The organism is Janthinobacterium sp. GW823-FHT01H08 (assembly GCF_058797855.1).
In genome coordinates this window covers 1954201-1973890 of the sequence record NZ_CM179504.1, presented here as the reverse complement: position 1 = coordinate 1973890, position 19690 = coordinate 1954201, and the positions used below count along the sequence as shown (strand labels likewise).

General features: G+C 59.4%; 13 protein-coding genes, 2 tRNA genes and 3 rRNA genes. 11 read left to right on the top strand and 7 right to left on the bottom strand.

Translation table 11 applies throughout. The features are described 5' to 3' along the window. The first annotated feature begins 1 nt into the window (after position 1). The 7 genes from AC3RCG_RS08790 to ppnP are packed head-to-tail and all read left to right on the top strand — an operon-like array spanning position 2 to position 7142. A complete protein-coding gene (locus tag AC3RCG_RS08790) occupies positions 2-457 on the top strand; it encodes a chemotaxis protein CheW (RefSeq protein WP_492405365.1) in 456 nt (151 codons plus the stop codon). Then, positions 454-1701, top strand: a complete 1248-nt coding sequence (locus tag AC3RCG_RS08785) for a CheR family methyltransferase (RefSeq protein ID WP_492405367.1) — start codon at positions 454-456, stop codon at positions 1699-1701. The genes AC3RCG_RS08790 and AC3RCG_RS08785 overlap by 4 nt, the downstream gene beginning before the upstream one ends. Before the next feature lie 9 nt (positions 1702-1710). After that, on the top strand, positions 1711-2397 hold the full coding sequence (locus AC3RCG_RS08780; RefSeq protein WP_070220073.1) for a chemotaxis protein CheW: 687 nt from the start codon (positions 1711-1713) through the stop codon (positions 2395-2397). Continuing rightward, on the top strand, positions 2394-4703 hold the full coding sequence (locus AC3RCG_RS08775; RefSeq protein ID WP_070290631.1) for a hybrid sensor histidine kinase/response regulator: 2310 nt from the start codon (positions 2394-2396) through the stop codon (positions 4701-4703). Before AC3RCG_RS08780 ends, AC3RCG_RS08775 begins: the two co-directional genes overlap by 4 nt. Before the next feature lie 10 nt (positions 4704-4713). Then, entirely contained in the window at positions 4714-5745 is a 1032-nt protein-coding gene (cheB, locus tag AC3RCG_RS08770) for a chemotaxis-specific protein-glutamate methyltransferase CheB (protein ID WP_492405370.1), read from the top strand. Positions 5746-5776: 31 nt separating this feature from the next. Further along, complete coding sequence (locus AC3RCG_RS08765) at positions 5777-6802, top strand: diguanylate cyclase (RefSeq protein ID WP_070220067.1); 1026 nt, start codon at positions 5777-5779, stop codon at positions 6800-6802. Positions 6803-6827: 25 nt separating this feature from the next. Next, positions 6828-7142, top strand: a complete 315-nt coding sequence (gene ppnP / locus AC3RCG_RS08760) for a pyrimidine/purine nucleoside phosphorylase (RefSeq protein ID WP_492405372.1) — start codon at positions 6828-6830, stop codon at positions 7140-7142. Here the strand turns inward: ppnP and murB are convergent, their stop codons facing one another. Beyond that, on the bottom strand, positions 7143-8171 hold the full coding sequence (gene murB, locus AC3RCG_RS08755) for a UDP-N-acetylmuramate dehydrogenase (protein WP_492405374.1): 1029 nt from the start codon (positions 8169-8171) through the stop codon (positions 7143-7145). 185 nt (positions 8172-8356) lie between these two features. On the opposite strand from murB, the gene AC3RCG_RS08750 reads away from it, so the two are divergent. Then, positions 8357-8842, top strand: a complete 486-nt coding sequence (locus AC3RCG_RS08750; protein ID WP_034759416.1) for a YajQ family cyclic di-GMP-binding protein — start codon at positions 8357-8359, stop codon at positions 8840-8842. A gap of 183 nt (positions 8843-9025) precedes the next feature. After that, on the top strand, positions 9026-10291 hold the full coding sequence (locus tag AC3RCG_RS08745) for a nitronate monooxygenase (protein WP_070290627.1): 1266 nt from the start codon (positions 9026-9028) through the stop codon (positions 10289-10291). A 54-nt stretch (positions 10292-10345) separates the two neighbouring features. Here the strand turns inward: AC3RCG_RS08745 and AC3RCG_RS08740 are convergent, their stop codons facing one another. The 6 genes from AC3RCG_RS08740 to AC3RCG_RS08715 all read right to left on the bottom strand — a co-directional run bounded on the left by AC3RCG_RS08740 (position 10346) and on the right by AC3RCG_RS08715 (position 16928). Continuing rightward, a complete protein-coding gene (locus AC3RCG_RS08740) occupies positions 10346-11644 on the bottom strand; it encodes a leucine-rich repeat-containing protein kinase family protein (RefSeq protein ID WP_492405377.1) in 1299 nt (432 codons plus the stop codon). Positions 11645-11754: 110 nt separating this feature from the next. After that, positions 11755-11867, bottom strand: a 5S ribosomal RNA gene (rrf, locus tag AC3RCG_RS08735). A 136-nt stretch (positions 11868-12003) separates the two neighbouring features. After that, positions 12004-14877, bottom strand: a 23S ribosomal RNA gene (locus AC3RCG_RS08730). Between the two features lie 240 nt (positions 14878-15117). Beyond that, positions 15118-15193: transfer RNA gene (locus AC3RCG_RS08725), tRNA-Ala, on the bottom strand. Between the two features lie 27 nt (positions 15194-15220). After that, positions 15221-15297 (bottom strand) — tRNA-Ile (locus AC3RCG_RS08720). Positions 15298-15397: 100 nt separating this feature from the next. Beyond that, a 16S ribosomal RNA gene (locus AC3RCG_RS08715) occupies positions 15398-16928 on the bottom strand. The 16S, 23S and 5S rRNA genes sit together here with 2 tRNA genes alongside, the layout of an rRNA operon. 592 nt (positions 16929-17520) lie before the next feature. Here AC3RCG_RS08715 and AC3RCG_RS08710 point away from each other — a divergent pair. Next, positions 17521-18813: a sensor histidine kinase gene (locus AC3RCG_RS08710; protein WP_070290529.1), complete on the top strand. Its 1293-nt coding sequence runs from the start codon at positions 17521-17523 to the stop codon at positions 18811-18813. A 68-nt stretch (positions 18814-18881) separates the two neighbouring features. Then, on the top strand, positions 18882-19640 hold the full coding sequence (locus AC3RCG_RS08705) for a LytR/AlgR family response regulator transcription factor (RefSeq protein WP_492403571.1): 759 nt from the start codon (positions 18882-18884) through the stop codon (positions 19638-19640). The last annotated feature ends 50 nt before the right edge of the window (positions 19641-19690 follow it).

The following is a 19690-nucleotide window of genomic DNA, read 5'->3' as shown; positions in this document are numbered from 1 at the left end:
CATGAAAGTGCTGCTCTTTCACATCGGACGCGACCGCTACGGCCTGCCCCTGGCCAGCATCGTGCGCGTGCTGCCGCTGCTGGAGCTGAAGCAGTTGCCGCTCACGCCAGACTACGTGGCCGGCCTGATGGACTTGCACGGCACGCCCGTGCCCGTGATCGACCTGTCGCGCCTGGCCGGGCTGCCGCCCGCCGCCGCGCAGTTCGACACGCGCATCGTCATCGTCGACTACCGCGCGCCGGACGGCGCCATGCATGCGCTGGGCCTGCTGGCCTCGCAGGTGCGCGGCATCGCCGATATCGACCCGCAAGGGCTTGAGGACAGCGGCGTGGCGACGGCGCCCTTCCTGGGCCAGGTGGCCAGCGACGCCGACGGCATCGTGCAGCTGGTCGAGCTGGATCACCTGCTGCCGCCGGACGTGCGCGCGCTGCTGTTTCAAGACGCGAGCGCGGCATGACGGCGCAAGCCCTGCTGCGCCGCGCGACGGGCCTGTCGGTGTCCAAATCCGTGGCCGAGCGGGCCGTCAATCAGCGCATGGAGCGGACGGGCTTTGCCGATAGCCAGGCTTACCTCCAGGCGCTCACGCCGGCCGAAATGACGCAATTGATCGAACTGGTGGTGGTGCCCGAATCGTGGCTGTTCCGCGATCCGCAAGCGTTCTACGCCACCGTCGAACTGGTGCAGGAGCGCTGGGCGCGCGGACGTGCCACGCGCATCCTGTCGATCCCGTGCGCGGGCGGCGAGGAACCGTATTCGATGGCCATGGCGCTGCGCGACGGCGGTGTGCCGAAACAGGCGTTCAGCATCGACGCGTATGACTTGAGCCCCGGCTGCATCGAGCGGGCGCAGGCCGGCGTGTATGGCCGCAACGCCTTCCGCGCGCAGGACGTGGCCTTCCGAGAACGCTATTTCACGCACGTGGCCGACGACGCCTACCGCATCATCGACTCCCTGCGCGACCAGGTGACCTTCAGGCAGGGCAATCTGCTGCAGTTCGATACCGCCAGCTGCAGCAAACACTACGACGTCATCTTCTGCCGCAACCTGCTGATTTACTTCGACAAACCGACCACGCGCGCCGCCATCGCCAACCTGTCCGCCCTGCTGGCCGACGACGGCATGCTGCTGGCCGGTTATGCGGAAGTGCCGTCGTTCTGCCAGAACGGCTTTGCGCCGCTGCAGTTCCGCCAGGCTTTCGCCCTGAAGAAGGAAACAGCGGCGCCGGCCAGCCCCGTGCTAGTGGCGCCGCTGCCTGTCGCGCGTCCCCTGCGCAGCGTGCCGCCCGCGCCAGGGCGCGCTGTACTAGCAGCCCCCTCTTCCGCCGCGCCGGCGGTGCCGCGCACGCGCCCCGTGTCCGTGCCATCGCCCGCGCCGGCAGCGCAAGCCGATTTGCTGGCAGAGGCGCGCCTGCTGGCCGACCGCGGCCAGTTGCGCGAGGCCGGCGACAAATGCCACGCGCACCTGGCGAAAGTGCCCGAGGCGGCGGAAGCGTATTTCATGCTGGGCATCATCAACGAACTGGCCGGCAAGATGGACCTGGCCGACGACTACTGGCGCCGCTGCATCTACCTGCAGCCCGACCATTACGAGGCGCTGTGCCATCTGGCCCTGCTGGCCGAACGCAATGGCAACCAAACGGCCGCCGCCACCCTGAAGGCGCGCGCGGCACGCATTTACGAGCGCCGCCAGGCGTCCAACTAAGGGGCAAGCATGACAAATCTCATCGCCACCGAGTCCCCCGCCACCATCGACGACTGCTGGAACCATATCGGCGTGGTCGGCGACCAGAGCTGCCCCAAGCTGCCAGCCAACGTGCATTGCCGCAACTGCGACGTGTACGCGGGCGCCGCCCAGCGCAACCTGCAACGCCCCGTGGACGAACACTACCAGCGCGACTGGGCCAGCCACTTCCGCCAGATCGATGCGGGCGGCGAAGTGCGCGACAGCTCGGCGCTGGTATTTCGCATCGGCCGCGAATGGCTGGCGCTGCCCACGCGCGTGTTCGACGCCGTGGCGCCGCAAGCCAAGCCGCATGTGCTGCCGCACCGCAGCGGGCGCGGCCTGTCCGGCATCGTCAATATCGGCGGCAAGCTGTATCCATGCATGTCGCTGGCACACCTGCTTGGCATCGACGAACAGGGCGCGCCGCCGGCCCGCGGCCGCCACACCTTTGCGCGCCTGCTGCTGCTGCGCTGGGAAGAACAAGCTTACGCCCTGCCCGTGGCCGACCTGCACGGCATCGTGCGCTACGCCTCGGCCAAGGTGCAGGCGCCGGCGGCGACCATCAACAAGGGCCTGTCGCGCTTCCTGTCCGGCGTCATCACCGAGGGCGACATGCGCATCGGCTGCCTCGACACGGCGCTGATCGGCTTTCAACTTGCGAGACTATTACGATGAGCCAGGACCAGCACGGCGACCTGAGCGCCTTTTCCATGCTGGACCTGTTCCGCATGGAGGCGGACAGCCAGACCCAGATTCTCACCGACGGCTTGCTGGCCATGGAGCGCCATGCGGGCGACGCGGCGGCCGTCGAGGCGATGATGCGCGCGGCGCACTCGATCAAGGGTGCCGCCGCCATCGTCGGCCTGCAGGTAGTGGTGCAGCTGGCGCACGGCATGGAAGACAGCTTTGTCGCCGCCCAGCACGGCCGCTTGAAGCTGACGCCGGAACGGGTCGACGTACTGCTGTCGGGCGTCGACCTGATCGTGCAGCTGTCGCGCCTGGACGATGCGGGCGCCGAAGCGTGGCTGGCCGCCAATGCGGCGCAGATCGACCAGACCCTGAACGCCATCGCCGGCATCGCCGACCTGCCCGAATTGCCGGCCCTGCCCTCGTTGCCTGCCTCCGCTCCCGCCCCCTTGCCGCAGGAAACGCCCAACCCGACCGAACTGCAGGCTCCCGTGGCCAGCGGCCTGGCAGGCGAAGAGCCTGAGTCGGCGGCCGCGCCTGCCCCGCGTGCGGGTGCCGCACCGGCCAAGGCTGTGGCGCAAAACTTCGACAAGCTGCTGTCGCTGGCCAGCGAATCGCGCATCAATGCGCACCAGATGCACCCGTTCGTCGGTGCCCTGCAGCGTTTCAAGCGCAACCAGAGCAGCCTGTTTTCCGCCATCGAGCACCTGCACGAAGCCATTGCCCGCTTGGCCGACCCGGGCCTGATGGAAAAGTCCCTGCTGGCGCTGCAAAAGACGCAACCGCTGAAGCAGTTCATGCTCGAGCACATCGCCGACATCGAAACCTATGAGCGGCGCCTGCTGGCCGTCTCGCAAGGCATGGTCGACGAAGTGCTGGCCCTGCGCATGCGCCCTTTCCGCGACGGCATCCATGCGTTTCCGCGCATGGTGCGCGACCTGGCGCGCAGCCTGGGCAAGGAAGTGCAGCTGGAGATCGAAGGCGAAGACACCCTGGTCGACCGCGACATCCTGGCGAAGATCGAAAGCCCGCTGAACCACATGCTCAGGAATGCCATCGACCATGGCATGGAAGGCCCGTACGAACGCATCGACGCGGGCAAGGAAGCGATGGGCACGATACGCATGGAGGCGCGCCACCGCGCCGGCATGCTGAGCATCGAGATCAGCGACGACGGGCGCGGCGTCGACCTGGAAAAAATCCGCCAGTCCGTCATCGAGCGCAAGATGGCCAGTCCCGCCATGGCCGCCGCGCTGTCGCCGGGCGAGCTGCTGGAGTTTTTGTTCCTCCCCGCCTTCAGCCTGAAGGCGACGGCCAATCAATTGTCCGGGCGCGGCGTGGGCCTCGACATCGTGCACGAGACGATACGCCAGCAAAACGGCACGGTGCGCCTGGAATCGGAGCCGGGCCGCGGCTTCCGCGCCCTGATCACCCTGCCGCTGACGCAATCGATCGTGCGCGCGCTGGTGGTCGACGTGCACGGCGAAGCCTATGCCATCCCCATCGTCAAGGTGGAAAGCGTGGTGCGCGTGCCGCAAGCGGCCATCCATACCCTGGAAAACAAGCAGTTCTTCGAACTCAAGGGCGAACATCTGGGCCTTGTGTCGGCCGCGCAGGTGCTGGAACTGGGCGAAGCGGCCAGCCAGACCGACGATTTGCCGGTGGTGGTGATCGGGCGCGGCAAGCAAAGCTATGCGCTGGTGGTCGACGCCATCCGCGGCGAGCAAAGCCTGGCGGTGCAGGCCATCGATCCGATCTTCGGCAAGATGCGCGACATTTCCGCCGCCGCCCTGCTCGACGACGGCGAGCCGGTGCTGATCCTCGACGTGCCCGATTTGCTGCTGTCGATCGACAAGCTGCTGCACGAAGGCGGCCTGCACCAGCTGGCGCAGGCGGGCCACGCGCAGCAGCGCCGCGCCAAGCGCATCCTCGTCGTCGACGATTCGCTGACGGTGCGCGAGATGGAGCGCAAGCTGCTGCTGGCGCGCGGTTTCGAGGTCGACGTGGCCATCGACGGCATCGACGGCTGGAACGTGGTGCGCAGCGGCGAGTACGACCTGGTGATCACCGACGTCGACATGCCGCGCATGGATGGCATCGAACTGGTCTCGCTGATCAAGAAGGACCTGCACCTGCACAAGCTGCCGGTGATGATCGTCTCGTACAAGGACCGCCCGGAAGACCGCGCGCGCGGCCTGTCCGCCGGCGCCGATTATTATCTGACCAAAGGCAGCTTCCACGACGAGACCTTGCTCGACGCGGTGGCCGACCTGATAGGAGATGCCCGCTTATGAGCCGTCATTCATGAAAATTGCCATTGCCAACGATGTCGCCATGGCCGCCGAGGCCCTGCGCCGGGTGGTCGCCAGTACGCAGGAACACCAGGTGCTGTGGATCGCCCGCACGGGGCTCGAGGCCGTGCGCATGTGCGAGGGCAACCGCCCCGACCTGATCCTGATGGACCTGAACATGCCGGAGATGGATGGCGTGGAAGCGACGCGCCTGATCATGGAGCAAAGCCCGTGCGCCATCCTCGTCGTCACGGGCCGCCCGCAGGACAATGTCAACCAGGTCTTCCGCGCGCTGGGCGCGGGCGCGCTCGACGTCACGGCCACGCCGGTGCTGCAGGGGGAAGTGGGCGGCGACAGCGAACTGCTGGCCAAGATCAAGACCATCGGCAAGCTGATACGCCACAGCGCCGAAGCACCGCCGCCGCGCCCGGCGAACGGCAATAACGGCGAACGGGGCGACGGCCAGGTATCGACCCTGGTGGCCATCGGCGCCTCGACGGGTGGCCCCTCGGCCGTGGCCAAGGTGCTGGCCGGCTGGACGGCGCCGCCCGGCTGCGCCATCGTGGTGGTGCAGCACATCGATGAAACCTTCGCCTCGCACTTCGCCAAATGGCTGGACGACCAGCTCAGCATGCCCGTGCGCGTGATCGCCGAAGGCGATGAACTGGTGTCCGGCACGGTACTGATCGCCAAGACCAATGACCACTTGCTGCTAGATCAAAATTATCGTTTGGGTTACGATGCAGCACCGCGCGACTATGTTTACCGCCCGTCCGTCGATGTCTTCTTCAACTGCGTGGCGCAGCACTGGCGCGGCGACGCCATCGGCGTATTGCTCACAGGCATGGGGCGCGACGGCGGCGACGGCTTGCTGGCCATGCGCCGCGCAGGCAAGACGACGATCGCGCAAGACCAGGCCAGCAGCGCCGTGTATGGCATGCCGCGCGCGGCGGCTGAACTCGATGCGGCGCAGCAAATCCTGCCATTGGATAGAATAGGCGCCAGCCTGCGCGGCCGTCTGGGCGCCAAACTCAACAATGGGTGAGAGCCCTCCCCTAACATCTGAAAAGAATGCAATGCCAGAATTCTCCTCCAGCTTCACCCAGCATGAACCCGCATTGACCGAATTCAAGGTCAGCGTGCTGCTGGTGGACGACCAGTTGATCATTGCCGAGGCAGTCCGCCGCATGCTCAGCGACCAGCAGGATATCGAATTTCATTATGTGACCGACGCCACGCAGGCGCTGGACACGGCGCTGCGTTTGCAACCGACCGTCATCCTGCAAGACCTGGTGATGCCGGGCATCGACGGCTTCGCCTTGATCCAGCAGTACCGCGAAAACGAGGCGCTCGCGCACGTGCCGGTGATCGTGATGTCGGCCAAGGACGACCCGAAACTGAAGGCCCACAGCTTTGCCGTCGGCGCCAACGATTATGTGGTGAAACTGCCGGACCGCCTGGAGCTGCTGGCGCGCATACGCTACCATTCCAACGCGCACATCAGCCGCCTGCAGCGCGACCAGGCTTTTCGTTTCCTGCGCGAAAGCCAAAAGAACCTGGCGGACGCGAACATTGAATTGCAGAAACTGGCCGCCCTCGATGGCTTGACGGGCATCGCCAACCGCCGCCGTTTCGATGAAACCCTGCATTTTGAATGGCAGCGGGGCCAGCGCGACAAAGCACCGTTGAGCCTGCTGTTCTGCGATATCGACCATTTCAAGAGCTATAACGACCATTTCGGCCACCTGGCCGGCGACCTGTGCCTGAAAAAAGTTGCCGCCGTGCTCACGGAACATTTGAAACGCCCGGCCGACCTGGCCGCCCGCTACGGGGGCGAGGAATTCGCCCTGATTCTGCCGGAAACGGAAGCGGCCGGCGCGCTGCTGATCGCCCAAGCATGCCGGCGCCATCTGGAAGGCTTGCAGATCGAGAACCCGGCGGCAGGCACGGGCATCGTCACCATCTCGATCGGCGTGGCCACCGTCGTGCCTTCGCCCGACTCGACGGTCGAGCAACTGATCAACCGCGCCGACCAGGCCCTGTACGCGGCCAAGCGCGGCGGACGCAACAGCGTGCTGAGCGCCGATGACGTCCAGGACTGATTTTTAACAGCAAGGAAAGTGAAGCATGAGCACACAACTGGACAATGTCAGCGTCGTCAAGAAGTCGAATATCTACTTTGACGGCAAATGCGTCTCGCACAACGTCATCCTCGCCGATGGCACGAAGAAAAGCGTGGGCGTGATTTTCGCGTCATCGCTGCGCTTCAACACGGGCGCGCCGGAAACGATGGAAATCGTCGGCGGCCTGTGCAAGGTGCGCCTGGCCGACGCGACGGAGTGGCACAGCTATGGCGCGGGCACGGAATTCAAAATCCCGGGCAATAGCTATTTTGACATCGAAACAACGGAAACCGTGGATTACGTCTGCCACTTCGCTTGATTAAACAAACACAGGCTCGGGCGACAGGCGCACGCCGTATTTCGCCTCTACATCATCCTGTATCGCTTCCGCCAGCCGGGTAATGTCCGCGCCACGAGCGCCGCCATTATTCACCAGAACCAGCGCCTGCTTGGGATACACTCCCGCGGGCCCCAGGTTTTTCCCCTTCCAGCCACACTGATCGATCAGCCAGCCGGCCGCCAGCTTTTCCGTGCCATCGGGCTGCGCATGGTGCACCAAGGCGGGGAAACGTTCCAGCAAGGTAAGACATTGCTCGCGTGACACCACCGGATTCTTGAAGAAGCTGCCCGCATTGCCAATCACGGCCGGGTCCGGCAATTTTCGCCGGCGGATCGCCATCACCGTGTCGGCCACCTGTTGCGGCGTCGGCTCGGCAAGATGGCGCTCGGCCACGGCCTGCGCCAGTTCCGCGTAGCGCAAGTTCGGCTGCCACTCGGCGGGCAAGGCAAACGTCACTTCCAGCACGATCAGCTCGCGCCCGTCGGCCTGCTTGAAGATGCTGTCGCGATAGGCGAAACGGCAGGCGTCGCGGTCCATGTCGAAGACGATGCCGCTGGCGCTGTGCATGACGCTCACCTTATGCAGATAATCCTTGATTTCCACGCCATACGCGCCGATATTCTGGATAGGCGCCGCACCCACCGTGCCGGGGATCAAGGACAGGTTTTCCAGTCCGCCCACGCCTTGTGCCAGGGTCCACTGCACGAAGTCGTGCCAGTTTTCGCCGGCCGCGGCCGTGACGAGTATCGTCTCGAAGTCCGCCTGCGCCAGGCGCATGCCGCGCGTGGCCATGTGCAGCACGGCGCCGGGAAAATCGCCCGTCAGTACGATGTTGCTGCCGCCGCCCAATATCAGGCGCGGCATGGCGGACAGGGCGGGATCTTGCAGTGCGGCCTGCAGCTGGGCCTGCGAAGTAATGCGTACGTAGGCGGCCGCATGGGCCGCGATGCCGAAGGTATTCAGGCGCTGGAGGTTGTAATTGTGTTCGATGGTGAGCTCTGGATGCATGGGATAGGGAAATTTTGCTCGATTATAGAGCGAAAGCGACAAAAAACCACCTCAGGACAAGGGCGACTTGCCCGTTGTCCGTTAAAATGTCGCATCTTTAACAGGGCCGTCCCATGGTGCAGAATCAGCCGCCAAGGCCCAGTGCGCCGAGCGCGCGCTCGCTTTAACAAGAAAAGGAACAGACCATGCCGTCATTTGATGTAGTCTCCGAAGCCGATATGATCGAAGTCAAGAATGCCGTCGAGCAATCCAACAAGGAAATCACGACCCGCTTCGACTTCAAGGGCAGCGATGCCCGCGTCGAACACAAGGAAAACGAATTGACCGCATTCGCGGATTCGGAATTCCAGCTCAGCCAGGTGCGCGACGTGCTGACCAATAAATTGACCAAACGCAAGGTCGATGTGCGCTTCCTCGACGAAGGCGACATCAAGAAGATCGGCGGCGACAAGGTCAAGCAGATCATCAAGATCAAGAATGGCATCGAATCGGATGATGCCAAGAAAATCGTGCGCGTCATCAAGGACAGCAAGATGAAAGTGCAAGCGAGCATCCAGGGTGAAGCCGTGCGCGTCACGGGCGCCAAGCGCGACGACCTGCAAGCGGCCATGGCCATGCTGCGCAAGGACGTGCCCGACATGCCGCTGGAATTTAACAATTTCCGCGATTAATTTCGATGATGCGCACGCTCCGGCCTGCGCTTGCACCGGCATGGCGGCAAGCTGCCTCGGAGCACCTGCCCGCTTGGGGTAGAATTGAAGCTGCGCACAGCTACATGCGCCCGCGCGCCTGACCGGCAGCGGGCTTGACCGTACATCTGGCTCAGTGATAACCACGGTAGTCTAAGGATAGCAATGAAACGTGTTGATGATTTCCGCCTGCGATTTGGCAAAAAAGAATATGTGCCCATCATGATAGGCGGAATGGGTGTGGATATTTCCACGTCGGAGCTGGCCCTGGAAGCGGCACGGCTGAACGGTATCGGGCATATCTCCGATGCCATGGTGGAAGACGTGTCGGATCGCCGTTTCGATACCACCTTCGTCAAAGACAAGACGAAACTGTACAAATTCAACATCAATAACAGCGACAAGGCCGTGGTGCAGTTCGACCTGGGCCGCCTGGCGGAAGCGCAGCGCCTGCATATCGGCCGCACCATGGAAGCAAAAAAAGGCGATGGCTTGATCTTCGTCAATTGCATGGAAAAGCTGACCATGAATGGCCCCCGTGAAACCTTGCGCGTGCGCCTGAACGCGGCACTGGACGCCGGCATCGACGGCATCACCCTGTCCGCCGGTCTGCACTTCGGCTCGTTCGCCTTGATGGCCGACCATCCGCGTTTCCGTGACGCCAAGCTGGGCATCATCGTCTCGTCCGTGCGCGCCTTGCAGATTTTCCTGCGCAAGAACGCCAAGCTGGACCGTTTGCCCGACTTCATCATCGTCGAAGGACCCTTGGCCGGCGGCCACCTGGGTTTCGGCATGGACTGGGCCAATTACGACCTGCACACGATCACGGCTGAACTGCTGGCCTACCTGAAAGCCGAACAGCTGGACATCCCGCTGATCGCCGCCGGCGGCATCTTCACGGGCAGCGACGCAGTTTCCTTCCTGGAAGCGGGCGCAGCCGGCGTGCAAGTGGCGACGCGCTTTACCGTCACCAAGGAATGCGGCTTGCCGAACAAGGTCAAGCAGGAATACTACAAGGCCTCGGAAGAAGACATCATCGTCAACGGCGTCTCGCCGACCGGTTACCCGATGCGCATGCTGAAGAACACGCCCGCCATCGGCGCCGGCATCCGTCCAGGCTGCGAATCGTATGGCTACCTGCTCGACGCGACGGGCAACTGCGCATACATCAACTCGTACAACCGCGAAGTGGCGGCCCATCCGGAACAAAAAACCGTCGTCGTGATGGACAAGACTTGCCTGTGCACGCACATGCGCAACTTCAACTGCTGGACCTGCGGCCATTACACGTATCGCCTGAAGGACACCACGCACAAGCTCGACAACGGCGAATACCAGATCCTGACGGCCGAACACGTCTTCAAGGATTACCAGTTCAGCGTCGACAACCAGATCGCCCTGCCGGAAAAAGAAATCCTGGTAGCGGGCTGAATATTGTCAGCATGACATGAAAATGGCGCAGCCTGCGAAGGCTGCGCCATTTTTTTATGCGGGGAGCATCTGCCGCAATGCCCGTTCGATCACGTCGAACTTGGGCCGTCGCAATACTTCTTCCTGCAGGCAAGCATCCATCATGGCCTGCAGACTGGGCATGGACGCCGCGCAATGCGCGATCAACTCGCCCAGCAGCACGCCAAAGGCACGCGCCTCTATGCCTTGCAGTACCTCCCCATGCGGTGAACCGGACGCAAACATCGACGCCGCGCCGAAGTCGCCCAGCAGGCAGGCGCCACCGTCCGCATACAGGATATTGTGTGCATACAAGTCGCCATGCACGATGCCGCGCGCATGCAGCTGGCATACGGCCGAGGCGATGCCCTGGGCAATGGTCAAGGCTTGCGGTGCCTCAAAGCGCACGCCTTCGGCATACACATCACGCGTGCATGATGACAGGCTGGGCGGCCCTGCCAGGTTGCGATAGGCCACGTCGATCAGCGGCATGACCAGTCCCAGCGCCCCTTGCGGATGCGCATCGAGCGTCCCGAGGATGGGGATCAGCCCCGGATGGGCGCCGGCGCCGACACAGGCAGCCATTTCGCTGCGCGGCAAGCCGTCGCTGGTCATCGCCCCCTTGAATACTTTGACGGCGACATCCTCAACACCATCGAGGCGGGCACGGAAAATCACGCCCGATGCCCCCTCGCCCAGCTGCTGCGCCAGTTGCAAACGCGGCCAAGCCACGCCCGCCGTCCCGGCGCCGCTCAGGGCCGCCAGTTCACGCGCTTCCGTAAAGGGATTGCCCGCATACGCGAGCCAGCTCAGGCGTGGTAAGGCCAGCAGGCAATCGGGGAGCGCCGTGAAACGGTTGGCGGCGATGCGCACCAGTTCCAGCTTGCGGCAGTTCACCAGCGATGCCGGCAAACTGCTCAGGCAATTTCCCGCCAGCATGAGTTTCTGCAATTGCCCGCACTTGCCGAGTTCATCAGGCAAGACTTCGATGGCATTGTCGGTCAGCGTCAGCCAGCGTAGTGCCGATGGCAAGGCTGCGGCCGGCACGTGGCCGATCCGGTTCGCCTTAAAACCGATCATTTCCAGCCCAGGACAGGAACCGAGCACGGCCGGCAAGGTGGTGAACAGATTATCCGAGCAAAATATGATGCGCAGCTTGTGCAGGCGCGGCAGATCGTCGGGCAGCGAAGATAGCGCATTGCCGGACAGGTCGAGGATTTCCAGGCTGTCGGCCAGGTCGAATATCTCGCGTGGGAAGTCCGTCAAGCCGCACGACAGCTTCAGGCGGCGCAGGCCGGCCAGTTGGCCAGTGCGTAATTGTTCCAGCGTATGCATAGCAGACAAGATATCCCTTTCAAAAATCCGGCAATCGCTGGCGTACACAAAACCAGCGGACGTAAAAAAACCCCCACCGGGTCACCGATGGGGGTTTTTTCGTATAACAAGCCTGACGATAACCTACTTTCACACTGGTTGCAGCACTATCATCGGCGCAAAGTTGTTTCACGGTCCTGTTCGGGATGGGAAGGGGTGGGACCAACTTGCTATGGTCATCAGGCATAACTTGTACTGACGCTTGTCTCCTGTAGGACGACAAGGCCATGAATCTGGAAGAAGCAAAGATTGGGGTAATGAATGGTATCAACACACACGCAACGTTGTACCGTCTTATCCTCTGTACCTGCTAAGGTTATAGGGACAAGCCGTACGGGCAATTAGTACTGGTTAGCTTAATGCATTACTGCACTTCCACACCCAGCCTATCAACGTCCTGGTCTCGAACGACCCTTCAAAGAGCTCAAGGCTCTGGGAAATCTCATCTCAAGGCAAGTTTCCCGCTTAGATGCTTTCAGCGGTTATCTCTTCCGAACTTAGCTACCCGGCAATGCCACTGGCGTGACAACCGGTACACCAGAGGTTCGTCCACTCCGGTCCTCTCGTACTAGGAGCAGCCCCCTTCAAATTTCCAACGCCCACGGCAGATAGGGACCAAACTGTCTCACGACGTTTTAAACCCAGCTCACGTACCACTTTAAATGGCGAACAGCCATACCCTTGGGACCGGCTACAGCCCCAGGATGTGATGAGCCGACATCGAGGTGCCAAACTCCCCCGTCGATATGAACTCTTGGGAGGAATCAGCCTGTTATCCCCAGAGTACCTTTTATCCGTTGAGCGATGGCCCTTCCATACAGAACCACCGGATCACTATGTCCTACTTTCGTACCTGCTCGACTTGTCAGTCTCGCAGTTAAGCACGCTTATGCCATTGCACTATCAACACGATGTCCGACCGTATCTAGCGTACCTTCGAACTCCTCCGTTACACTTTAGGAGGAGACCGCCCCAGTCAAACTGCCTACCATGCACTGTCCCCGATCCGGATAACGGACCAAGGTTAGAACCTCAAACAAACCAGGGTGGTATTTCAAGGTTGGCTCCACGAGAACTAGCGTCCCCGCTTCAAAGCCTCCCACCTATCCTACACAGATTGGTTCAAAGTCCAATGCAAAGCTACAGTAAAGGTTCATGGGGTCTTTCCGTCTAGCCGCGGGTAGATTGCATCATCACAAACATTTCAACTTCGCTGAGTCTCGGGAGGAGACAGTGTGGCCATCGTTACGCCATTCGTGCAGGTCGGAACTTACCCGACAAGGAATTTCGCTACCTTAGGACCGTTATAGTTACGGCCGCCGTTTACTGGGACTTCAATCAAGAGCTTGCACCCCATCATTTAATCTTCCAGCACCGGGCAGGCGTCACACCCTATACGTCCACTTTCGTGTTTGCAGAGTGCTGTGTTTTTATTAAACAGTCGCAGCCACCAGTTTATTGCAACCCTTTCACCCTTCTGGAGTAAACCAGTCAAGCTACCGGGGCGTACCTTTTCCCGAAGTTACGGTACCAATTTGCCGAGTTCCTTCTCCCGAGTTCTCTCAAGCGCCTTAGAATACTCATCTCGCCCACCTGTGTCGGTTTGCGGTACGGTCTCGTATGACTGAAGCTTAGAGGCTTTTCTTGGAACCACTTCCGATTGCTTCGTGAACAAGTTCACTCGTCCCATCCCCTTGAATTCCGCGCCCGGATTTGCCTAAGCGCCTTCTATGAGACAGAAACTGACTATTCCAACAGTCAGACAACCTTCCGCGATCCGTCCCCCCATCGCATCATACGACGGTGCAGGAATATTAACCTGCTTCCCATCAGCTACGCATCTCTGCCTCGCCTTAGGGGCCGACTCACCCTGCTCCGATGAACGTTGAACAGGAAACCTTGGGCTTACGGCGTGGAGGCTTTTCACCCCCATTATCGCTACTCATGTCAGCATTCGCACTTCTGATACCTCCAGCATCCTTTACAAGACACCTTCGCAGGCTTACAGAACGCTCTCCTACCATATGCTTACGCATATCCGCAGCTTCGGTGACTGGCTTAGCCCCGTTACATCTTCCGCGCAGGACGACTCGATCAGTGAGCTATTACGCTTTCTTTAAATGATGGCTGCTTCTAAGCCAACATCCTGACTGTTTTAGCCTTCCCACTTCGTTTTCCACTTAGCCAATCTTTGGGACCTTAGCTGGCGGTCTGGGTTGTTTCCCTCTTGACGCCGGACGTTAGCACCCGACGTCTGTCTCCCAAGCTCGCACTCATCGGTATTCGGAGTTTGCAATGGTTTGGTAAGTCGCAATGACCCCCTAGCCATAACAGTGCTCTACCCCCGATGGTGATACTTGAGGCACTACCTAAATAGTTTTCGGAGAGAACCAGCTATTTCCAAGTTTGTTTAGCCTTTCACCCCTACCCACAGCTCATCCCCTAATTTTTCAACATTAGTGGGTTCGGACCTCCAGGGCGTGTTACCGCACCTTCATCCTGGCCATGAGTAGATCACTTGGTTTCGGGTCTACACCCAGCGACTGATCGCCCTATTCGGACTCGATTTCTCTACGGCTTCCCTATGCGGTTAACCTTGCCACTGAATGTAAGTCGCTGACCCATTATACAAAAGGTACGCAGTCACGGAACAAGTCCGCTCCTACTGTTTGTATGCACACGGTTTCAGGATCTATTTCACTCCCCTTCCGGGGTTCTTTTCGCCTTTCCCTCACGGTACTGGTTCACTATCGGTCGATTACGAGTATTTAGCCTTGGAGGATGGTCCCCCCATATTCAGACAGGATGTCACGTGTCCCGCCCTACTTGTCGTACGCTTAGTACCACCGGTCCGATTTCACATACGGGGCTATCACCCGCTATGGCTCCTATTTCCAGAGGATTCTGTTATCGGTCCGACTATCACGTACAGGCTCTTCCCATTTCGCTCGCCGCTACTTTGGGAATCTCGGTTGATTTCTTTTCCTGCAGCTACTTAGATGTTTCAGTTCGCCGCGTTCGCCTTGCATACCTATGTATTCAGTATGCAATACCCTAAAAGGGTGGGTTGCCCCATTCGGAAATCTGCGGATCAAAGTGTGTTTGCTCACTCCCCGCAGCTTATCGCAAGCTACTACGTCCTTCATCGCCTGTAATCGCCAAGGCATCCACCATGTGCACTTATTCGCTTGTCCCTATAACGTTAGCCTCTTCATTCTTTCAAACGAAAAGAGCGCTACAGGGATAAGAAAGTACAACGTTGTTGCTTGTTTGTTGATACATACAATCATTACCCATCGATCTGCGTTTTACGGCAAACCGATCAATAAATAATCTTTACTTCTTCCAGATTGTTAAAGAACGAAACAGCTTTGATCGCTAAAAGATCAAACCTAAACCTGACTGGCTTACGTTTGCACTTTCGAGTAAAACTTTGGTGGAGGATGACGGGATCGAACCGACGACCCCCTGCTTGCAAAGCAGGTGCTCTCCCAGCTGAGCTAATCCCCCAGGATATTTCTACGACTCGGGTCTTACTGGTAGGGCTGGTTGGACTCGAACCAACGACCCCCGCGTTATCAACACGGTGCTCTAACCAGCTGAGCTACAGCCCCAACGCGGAACTTCTACGACTACTGTTTCTTCTTTGACTAACAGCCGATAAGTGTGAACATTTGATGCGTGAATCATTTACATGATTCGTGCAAACTCTAGAAAGGAGGTGATCCAGCCGCACCTTCCGATACGGCTACCTTGTTACGACTTCACCCCAGTCACGAATCCTACCGTGGTAAGCGCCCTCCTTACGGTTAAGCTACCTACTTCTGGTAAAACCCGCTCCCATGGTGTGACGGGCGGTGTGTACAAGACCCGGGAACGTATTCACCGCGACATGCTGATCCGCGATTACTAGCGATTCCAACTTCATGCAGTCGAGTTGCAGACTACAATCCGGACTACGATACACTTTCTGCGATTAGCTCCCCCTCGCGGGTTGGCGGCGCTCTGTATGTACCATTGTATGACGTGTGAAGCCCTACCCATAAGGGCCATGAGGACTTGACGTCATCCCCACCTTCCTCCGGTTTGTCACCGGCAGTCTCATTAGAGTGCCCTTTCGTAGCAACTAATGACAAGGGTTGCGCTCGTTGCGGGACTTAACCCAACATCTCACGACACGAGCTGACGACAGCCATGCAGCACCTGTGTACTGGTTCTCTTTCGAGCACTCCCCAATCTCTCGGGGATTCCAGCCATGTCAAGGGTAGGTAAGGTTTTTCGCGTTGCATCGAATTAATCCACATCATCCACCGCTTGTGCGGGTCCCCGTCAATTCCTTTGAGTTTTAATCTTGCGACCGTACTCCCCAGGCGGTCTACTTCACGCGTTAGCTGCGTTACCAAGTCAATTAAGACCCGACAACTAGTAGACATCGTTTAGGGCGTGGACTACCAGGGTATCTAATCCTGTTTGCTCCCCACGCTTTCGTGCATGAGCGTCAATCTTGACCCAGGGGGCTGCCTTCGCCATCGGTGTTCCTCCACATATCTACGCATTTCACTGCTACACGTGGAATTCTACCCCCCTCTGCCAGATTCTAGCCTTGCAGTCTCCAATGCAATTCCCAGGTTGAGCCCGGGGATTTCACATCAGACTTACAAAACCGCCTGCGCACGCTTTACGCCCAGTAATTCCGATTAACGCTTGCACCCTACGTATTACCGCGGCTGCTGGCACGTAGTTAGCCGGTGCTTATTCTTCAGGTACCGTCATTAGCAAGAGATATTAGCTCTCACCGTTTCTTCCCTGACAAAAGAGCTTTACAACCCGAAGGCCTTCTTCACTCACGCGGCATTGCTGGATCAGGCTTTCGCCCATTGTCCAAAATTCCCCACTGCTGCCTCCCGTAGGAGTCTGGACCGTGTCTCAGTTCCAGTGTGGCTGGTCGTCCTCTCAGACCAGCTACTGATCGATGCCTTGGTAGGCTTTTACCCTACCAACTAGCTAATCAGATATCGGCCGCTCCACGAGCATGAGGTCTTGCGATCCCCCACTTTCATCCGTAGATCGTATGCGGTATTAGCGTAACTTTCGCTACGTTATCCCCCACTCCAGGGTACGTTCCGATATATTACTCACCCGTTCGCCACTCGCCACCAGAGCAAGCTCCGTGCTGCCGTTCGACTTGCATGTGTAAGGCATGCCGCCAGCGTTCAATCTGAGCCAGGATCAAACTCTTCAGTTTAATCTCTGTTACTTTGCCGTTTTACCGGCACCGTCATTGCTGACGGGTCGCTCACTTCAAAAACAACTGACAGGCCACTACTTTCGTAGCGCCTATTTCATTTATTTCTTCGTGAACATTTGATATTTTAAGTTTTACGCTGCTTGCGCAGCGCTGCACTTACATCAAATGCCCACACTTATCGACTGTTAATTGTTAAAGAACGGTATTCGGTTACTGCTTATTTGCTACTCTCGCGCTATCGACAAAGCGTTGTGTTTGTCAGCTGCGAAGAAGGAAGAGTATGAAGCATTTCACTACATCCGTCAACTCCTTCTTTTTTCTCACTTTACTCGGCATTTGCATGCGTCGTTCAGCGAGGGGGCGAATTATAGCCCTGCCCCGCGCGCGCCGCAAGCGCTATTTTCCCGCGCTCACCGCCCAGCAAGCCTTGTCTTCACTTCAAGCGCCTTTTTGTGCAGCCTGTCGCAATCGGCTGGCGTAGTTCGTGGTCTTTAGGCACAGTGGCAATATCAGACTCTGACGCTACTCAACAAGGGGTTAAACTTGCCCACTGCGTCGATTAAACTCTAGTACTTGAAAGTGTCCCCTCATGCTTCCGATTTCCAGCCTGCCCCAATTGTTGAAAACCATCCTCGCTTGGTTACAACGGGCATTCGACGCGACGACGACCTGGGTCACCCAACTGTCTTGGTGGAAATTCTTCCTGTTCGCTGCGCTGGCTCTGATCGCCGGCTCCATTTTGCAAGATGAGCTGTTCTCGTCCAGCCCGGACGAAGAAGTGGTCATCAAGTCGCATAAACGCAGCAGCAAGGGTTCGGGGGAAACCAATATCCTGATCGACGATACGGGCATCCATTTCAATCCCCGCAGCGGCAAGAATCGCCGCAGCAGCGCGGCCGAGGCGGTCAGCGATCCAGCCGATGCCGCCGAGGCGGACGCAAAAGCCAGTGCCGTGCCGCCGGAACCGCCGCAACCACCAGCCGCCCCCGCCAAGCCCAACTATCCGGTGACCACCAATGCTTCAGGGGAAGAAGTCCATATCGAATTACCGCCGCAAATCGGCGAAGAGTTGTCGAATGCCATCGAAGAAGCGGTCGATGATGCCGCCGAGCAAAAAGTGTCGCGCTACCACCAGCAAGCCTCGACATGGTTCAAGAGTTTTGTCTCCTTGCTGGTGTTGGCCCTGTTCGCCATGAAGGCCCTGGTCGGCGGCAAGAAGCGCGCCGAAGCGGAAACCGTCACCGCAAATGAGGCGGCCGAGCGCGAATCCATGCAGCGCCAGCTCAGCGAAGCGAAGATGCAGATGATGCAGGCGCAAGTCGAGCCGCACTTCCTGTTCAATACGCTTGCCTCCGTCGAACACCTGATCCAGGTCGATCCGCCGCGCGCGGCCAAGATGCAGCGCAGCCTGATCCAGTATCTGCGCGCCGTGCTGCCGCAAATGCGCGACAACGCCCTGATTACCAACCTGGGCCGTGAAGCGGACATGGTGCAAGCGTACTTGAACCTGCTGAAAATGCGGATGGAAGAACGCCTGACCGTCGACTTCCAGATTCCCGACGGCCTGCGCAGCGCCGCCTTCCCGCCCATGATGCTGCAATCGATGGTGGAAAATGCCATCAAGCACGGCCTGGAAGTCAAACCGGAAGGCGGCACCCTGCGCATCGTGGCCGAAGTGGCGCACAGCAAGCTGCGCGTGACCGTCACCGATGACGGCCTGGGCTTTGGCGTAGTACCCAGCGATGGCACGGGACTGGGTTTGCCCACCATACGCGAACGCCTGAAGCTGCTGCATGGCGACGAGGGCAGCCTGACCATTACGCCAAATCAACCGTCCGGCGTGTGCGCCGTGATCGAAGTGCCATATCAATTGTCCAAGTAAGACAGAGTAGTTGATAAAAACGCTAAATCATTGAATAATCAATCTTCGCCTGTTCACACTTGAGACCTATGCCTACCGCTATTATTGCCGACGACGAAAGACTGATGCGCGACCAGCTACGCCTGCGCCTGGGCCAGGCATGGCCTGAACTGGAAATCATCGGCGAAGCCAAGAATGGCGACGAGGCGATCGAACTGGTGGAACAACTCAAACCCGATTTTGCCTTCCTCGATATCCGCATGCCGGGCAAGACGGGCATGGAGGCGGCGCATGCAATAGGCAGCAAGACGCATATCGTCTTCGTCACTGCCTATGACAGTCACGCCGTCGAAGCCTTCGAGCGGGGCGCCGTCGACTACGTGCTCAAGCCGCCCGAGCATGAGCGTCTGCTGGTGACGGTGGAGCGCCTGAAAACGCACTTGAACAAGCCGGCGCTGGACGTCAACAGCAGCGTCACGGCCATGCTGTCGCAGCTGGCGGAAAAAATCACGGCCAAGCCCACGTATTTGCAATGGATACAGGCCAGCATCGGCCAGGACTTGCGCATGATCCCCGTGGAAGAGATCCTGTTCTTCCGTTCTGACGAGAAATACACGTGCGTGCAGACGGCCAAGTATGAAGCGCTGATCCGCAAGCCCGTGCGCGACCTGGCCGAAGAGCTCGACCCTTCGCTGTTCTGGCAAATCCACCGCGCCACCCTGGTCAACGTGAATGCCATCGAAGGCGTGACGCGCGACATCCGCGGCCGCCACCTGGTGCTCATCAAAGGCAAATCCGACAAGCTCGAAGTGAGCCGCAGCTTCCTGCACCTGTTCAAGCAAATGTAAGACTCCGCCGCCGCCCGGCCCAGGCCGGTGCGGCGCCTTGATCTCTTCCT

Bases quoted from the DNA above. Each gene is read 5' to 3' on its own strand.
- AC3RCG_RS08745 (WP_070290627.1), top strand. From the start codon at position 9,026: ATGAAACGTGTTGATGATTTCCGCCTGCGATTTGGCAAAAAAGAATAT.
- AC3RCG_RS08780 (WP_070220073.1), top strand. From the start codon at position 1,711: ATGACAAATCTCATCGCCACCGAGTCCCCCGCCACCATCGACGACTGC.
- murB (WP_492405374.1), bottom strand. From the start codon at position 8,171: ATGCATCCAGAGCTCACCATCGAACACAATTACAACCTCCAGCGCCTG.
- AC3RCG_RS08740 (WP_492405377.1), bottom strand. From the start codon at position 11,644: ATGCATACGCTGGAACAATTACGCACTGGCCAACTGGCCGGCCTGCGC.
- AC3RCG_RS08765 (WP_070220067.1), top strand. From the start codon at position 5,777: ATGCCAGAATTCTCCTCCAGCTTCACCCAGCATGAACCCGCATTGACC.
- AC3RCG_RS08705 (WP_492403571.1), top strand. From the start codon at position 18,882: ATGCCTACCGCTATTATTGCCGACGACGAAAGACTGATGCGCGACCAG.
- AC3RCG_RS08785 (WP_492405367.1), top strand. From the start codon at position 454: ATGACGGCGCAAGCCCTGCTGCGCCGCGCGACGGGCCTGTCGGTGTCC.
- AC3RCG_RS08750 (WP_034759416.1), top strand. From the start codon at position 8,357: ATGCCGTCATTTGATGTAGTCTCCGAAGCCGATATGATCGAAGTCAAG.
- AC3RCG_RS08775 (WP_070290631.1), top strand. From the start codon at position 2,394: ATGAGCCAGGACCAGCACGGCGACCTGAGCGCCTTTTCCATGCTGGAC.
- AC3RCG_RS08710 (WP_070290529.1), top strand. From the start codon at position 17,521: ATGCTTCCGATTTCCAGCCTGCCCCAATTGTTGAAAACCATCCTCGCT.
- cheB (WP_492405370.1), top strand. From the start codon at position 4,714: ATGAAAATTGCCATTGCCAACGATGTCGCCATGGCCGCCGAGGCCCTG.
- ppnP (WP_492405372.1), top strand. From the start codon at position 6,828: ATGAGCACACAACTGGACAATGTCAGCGTCGTCAAGAAGTCGAATATC.
- AC3RCG_RS08790 (WP_492405365.1), top strand. From the start codon at position 2: ATGAAAGTGCTGCTCTTTCACATCGGACGCGACCGCTACGGCCTGCCC.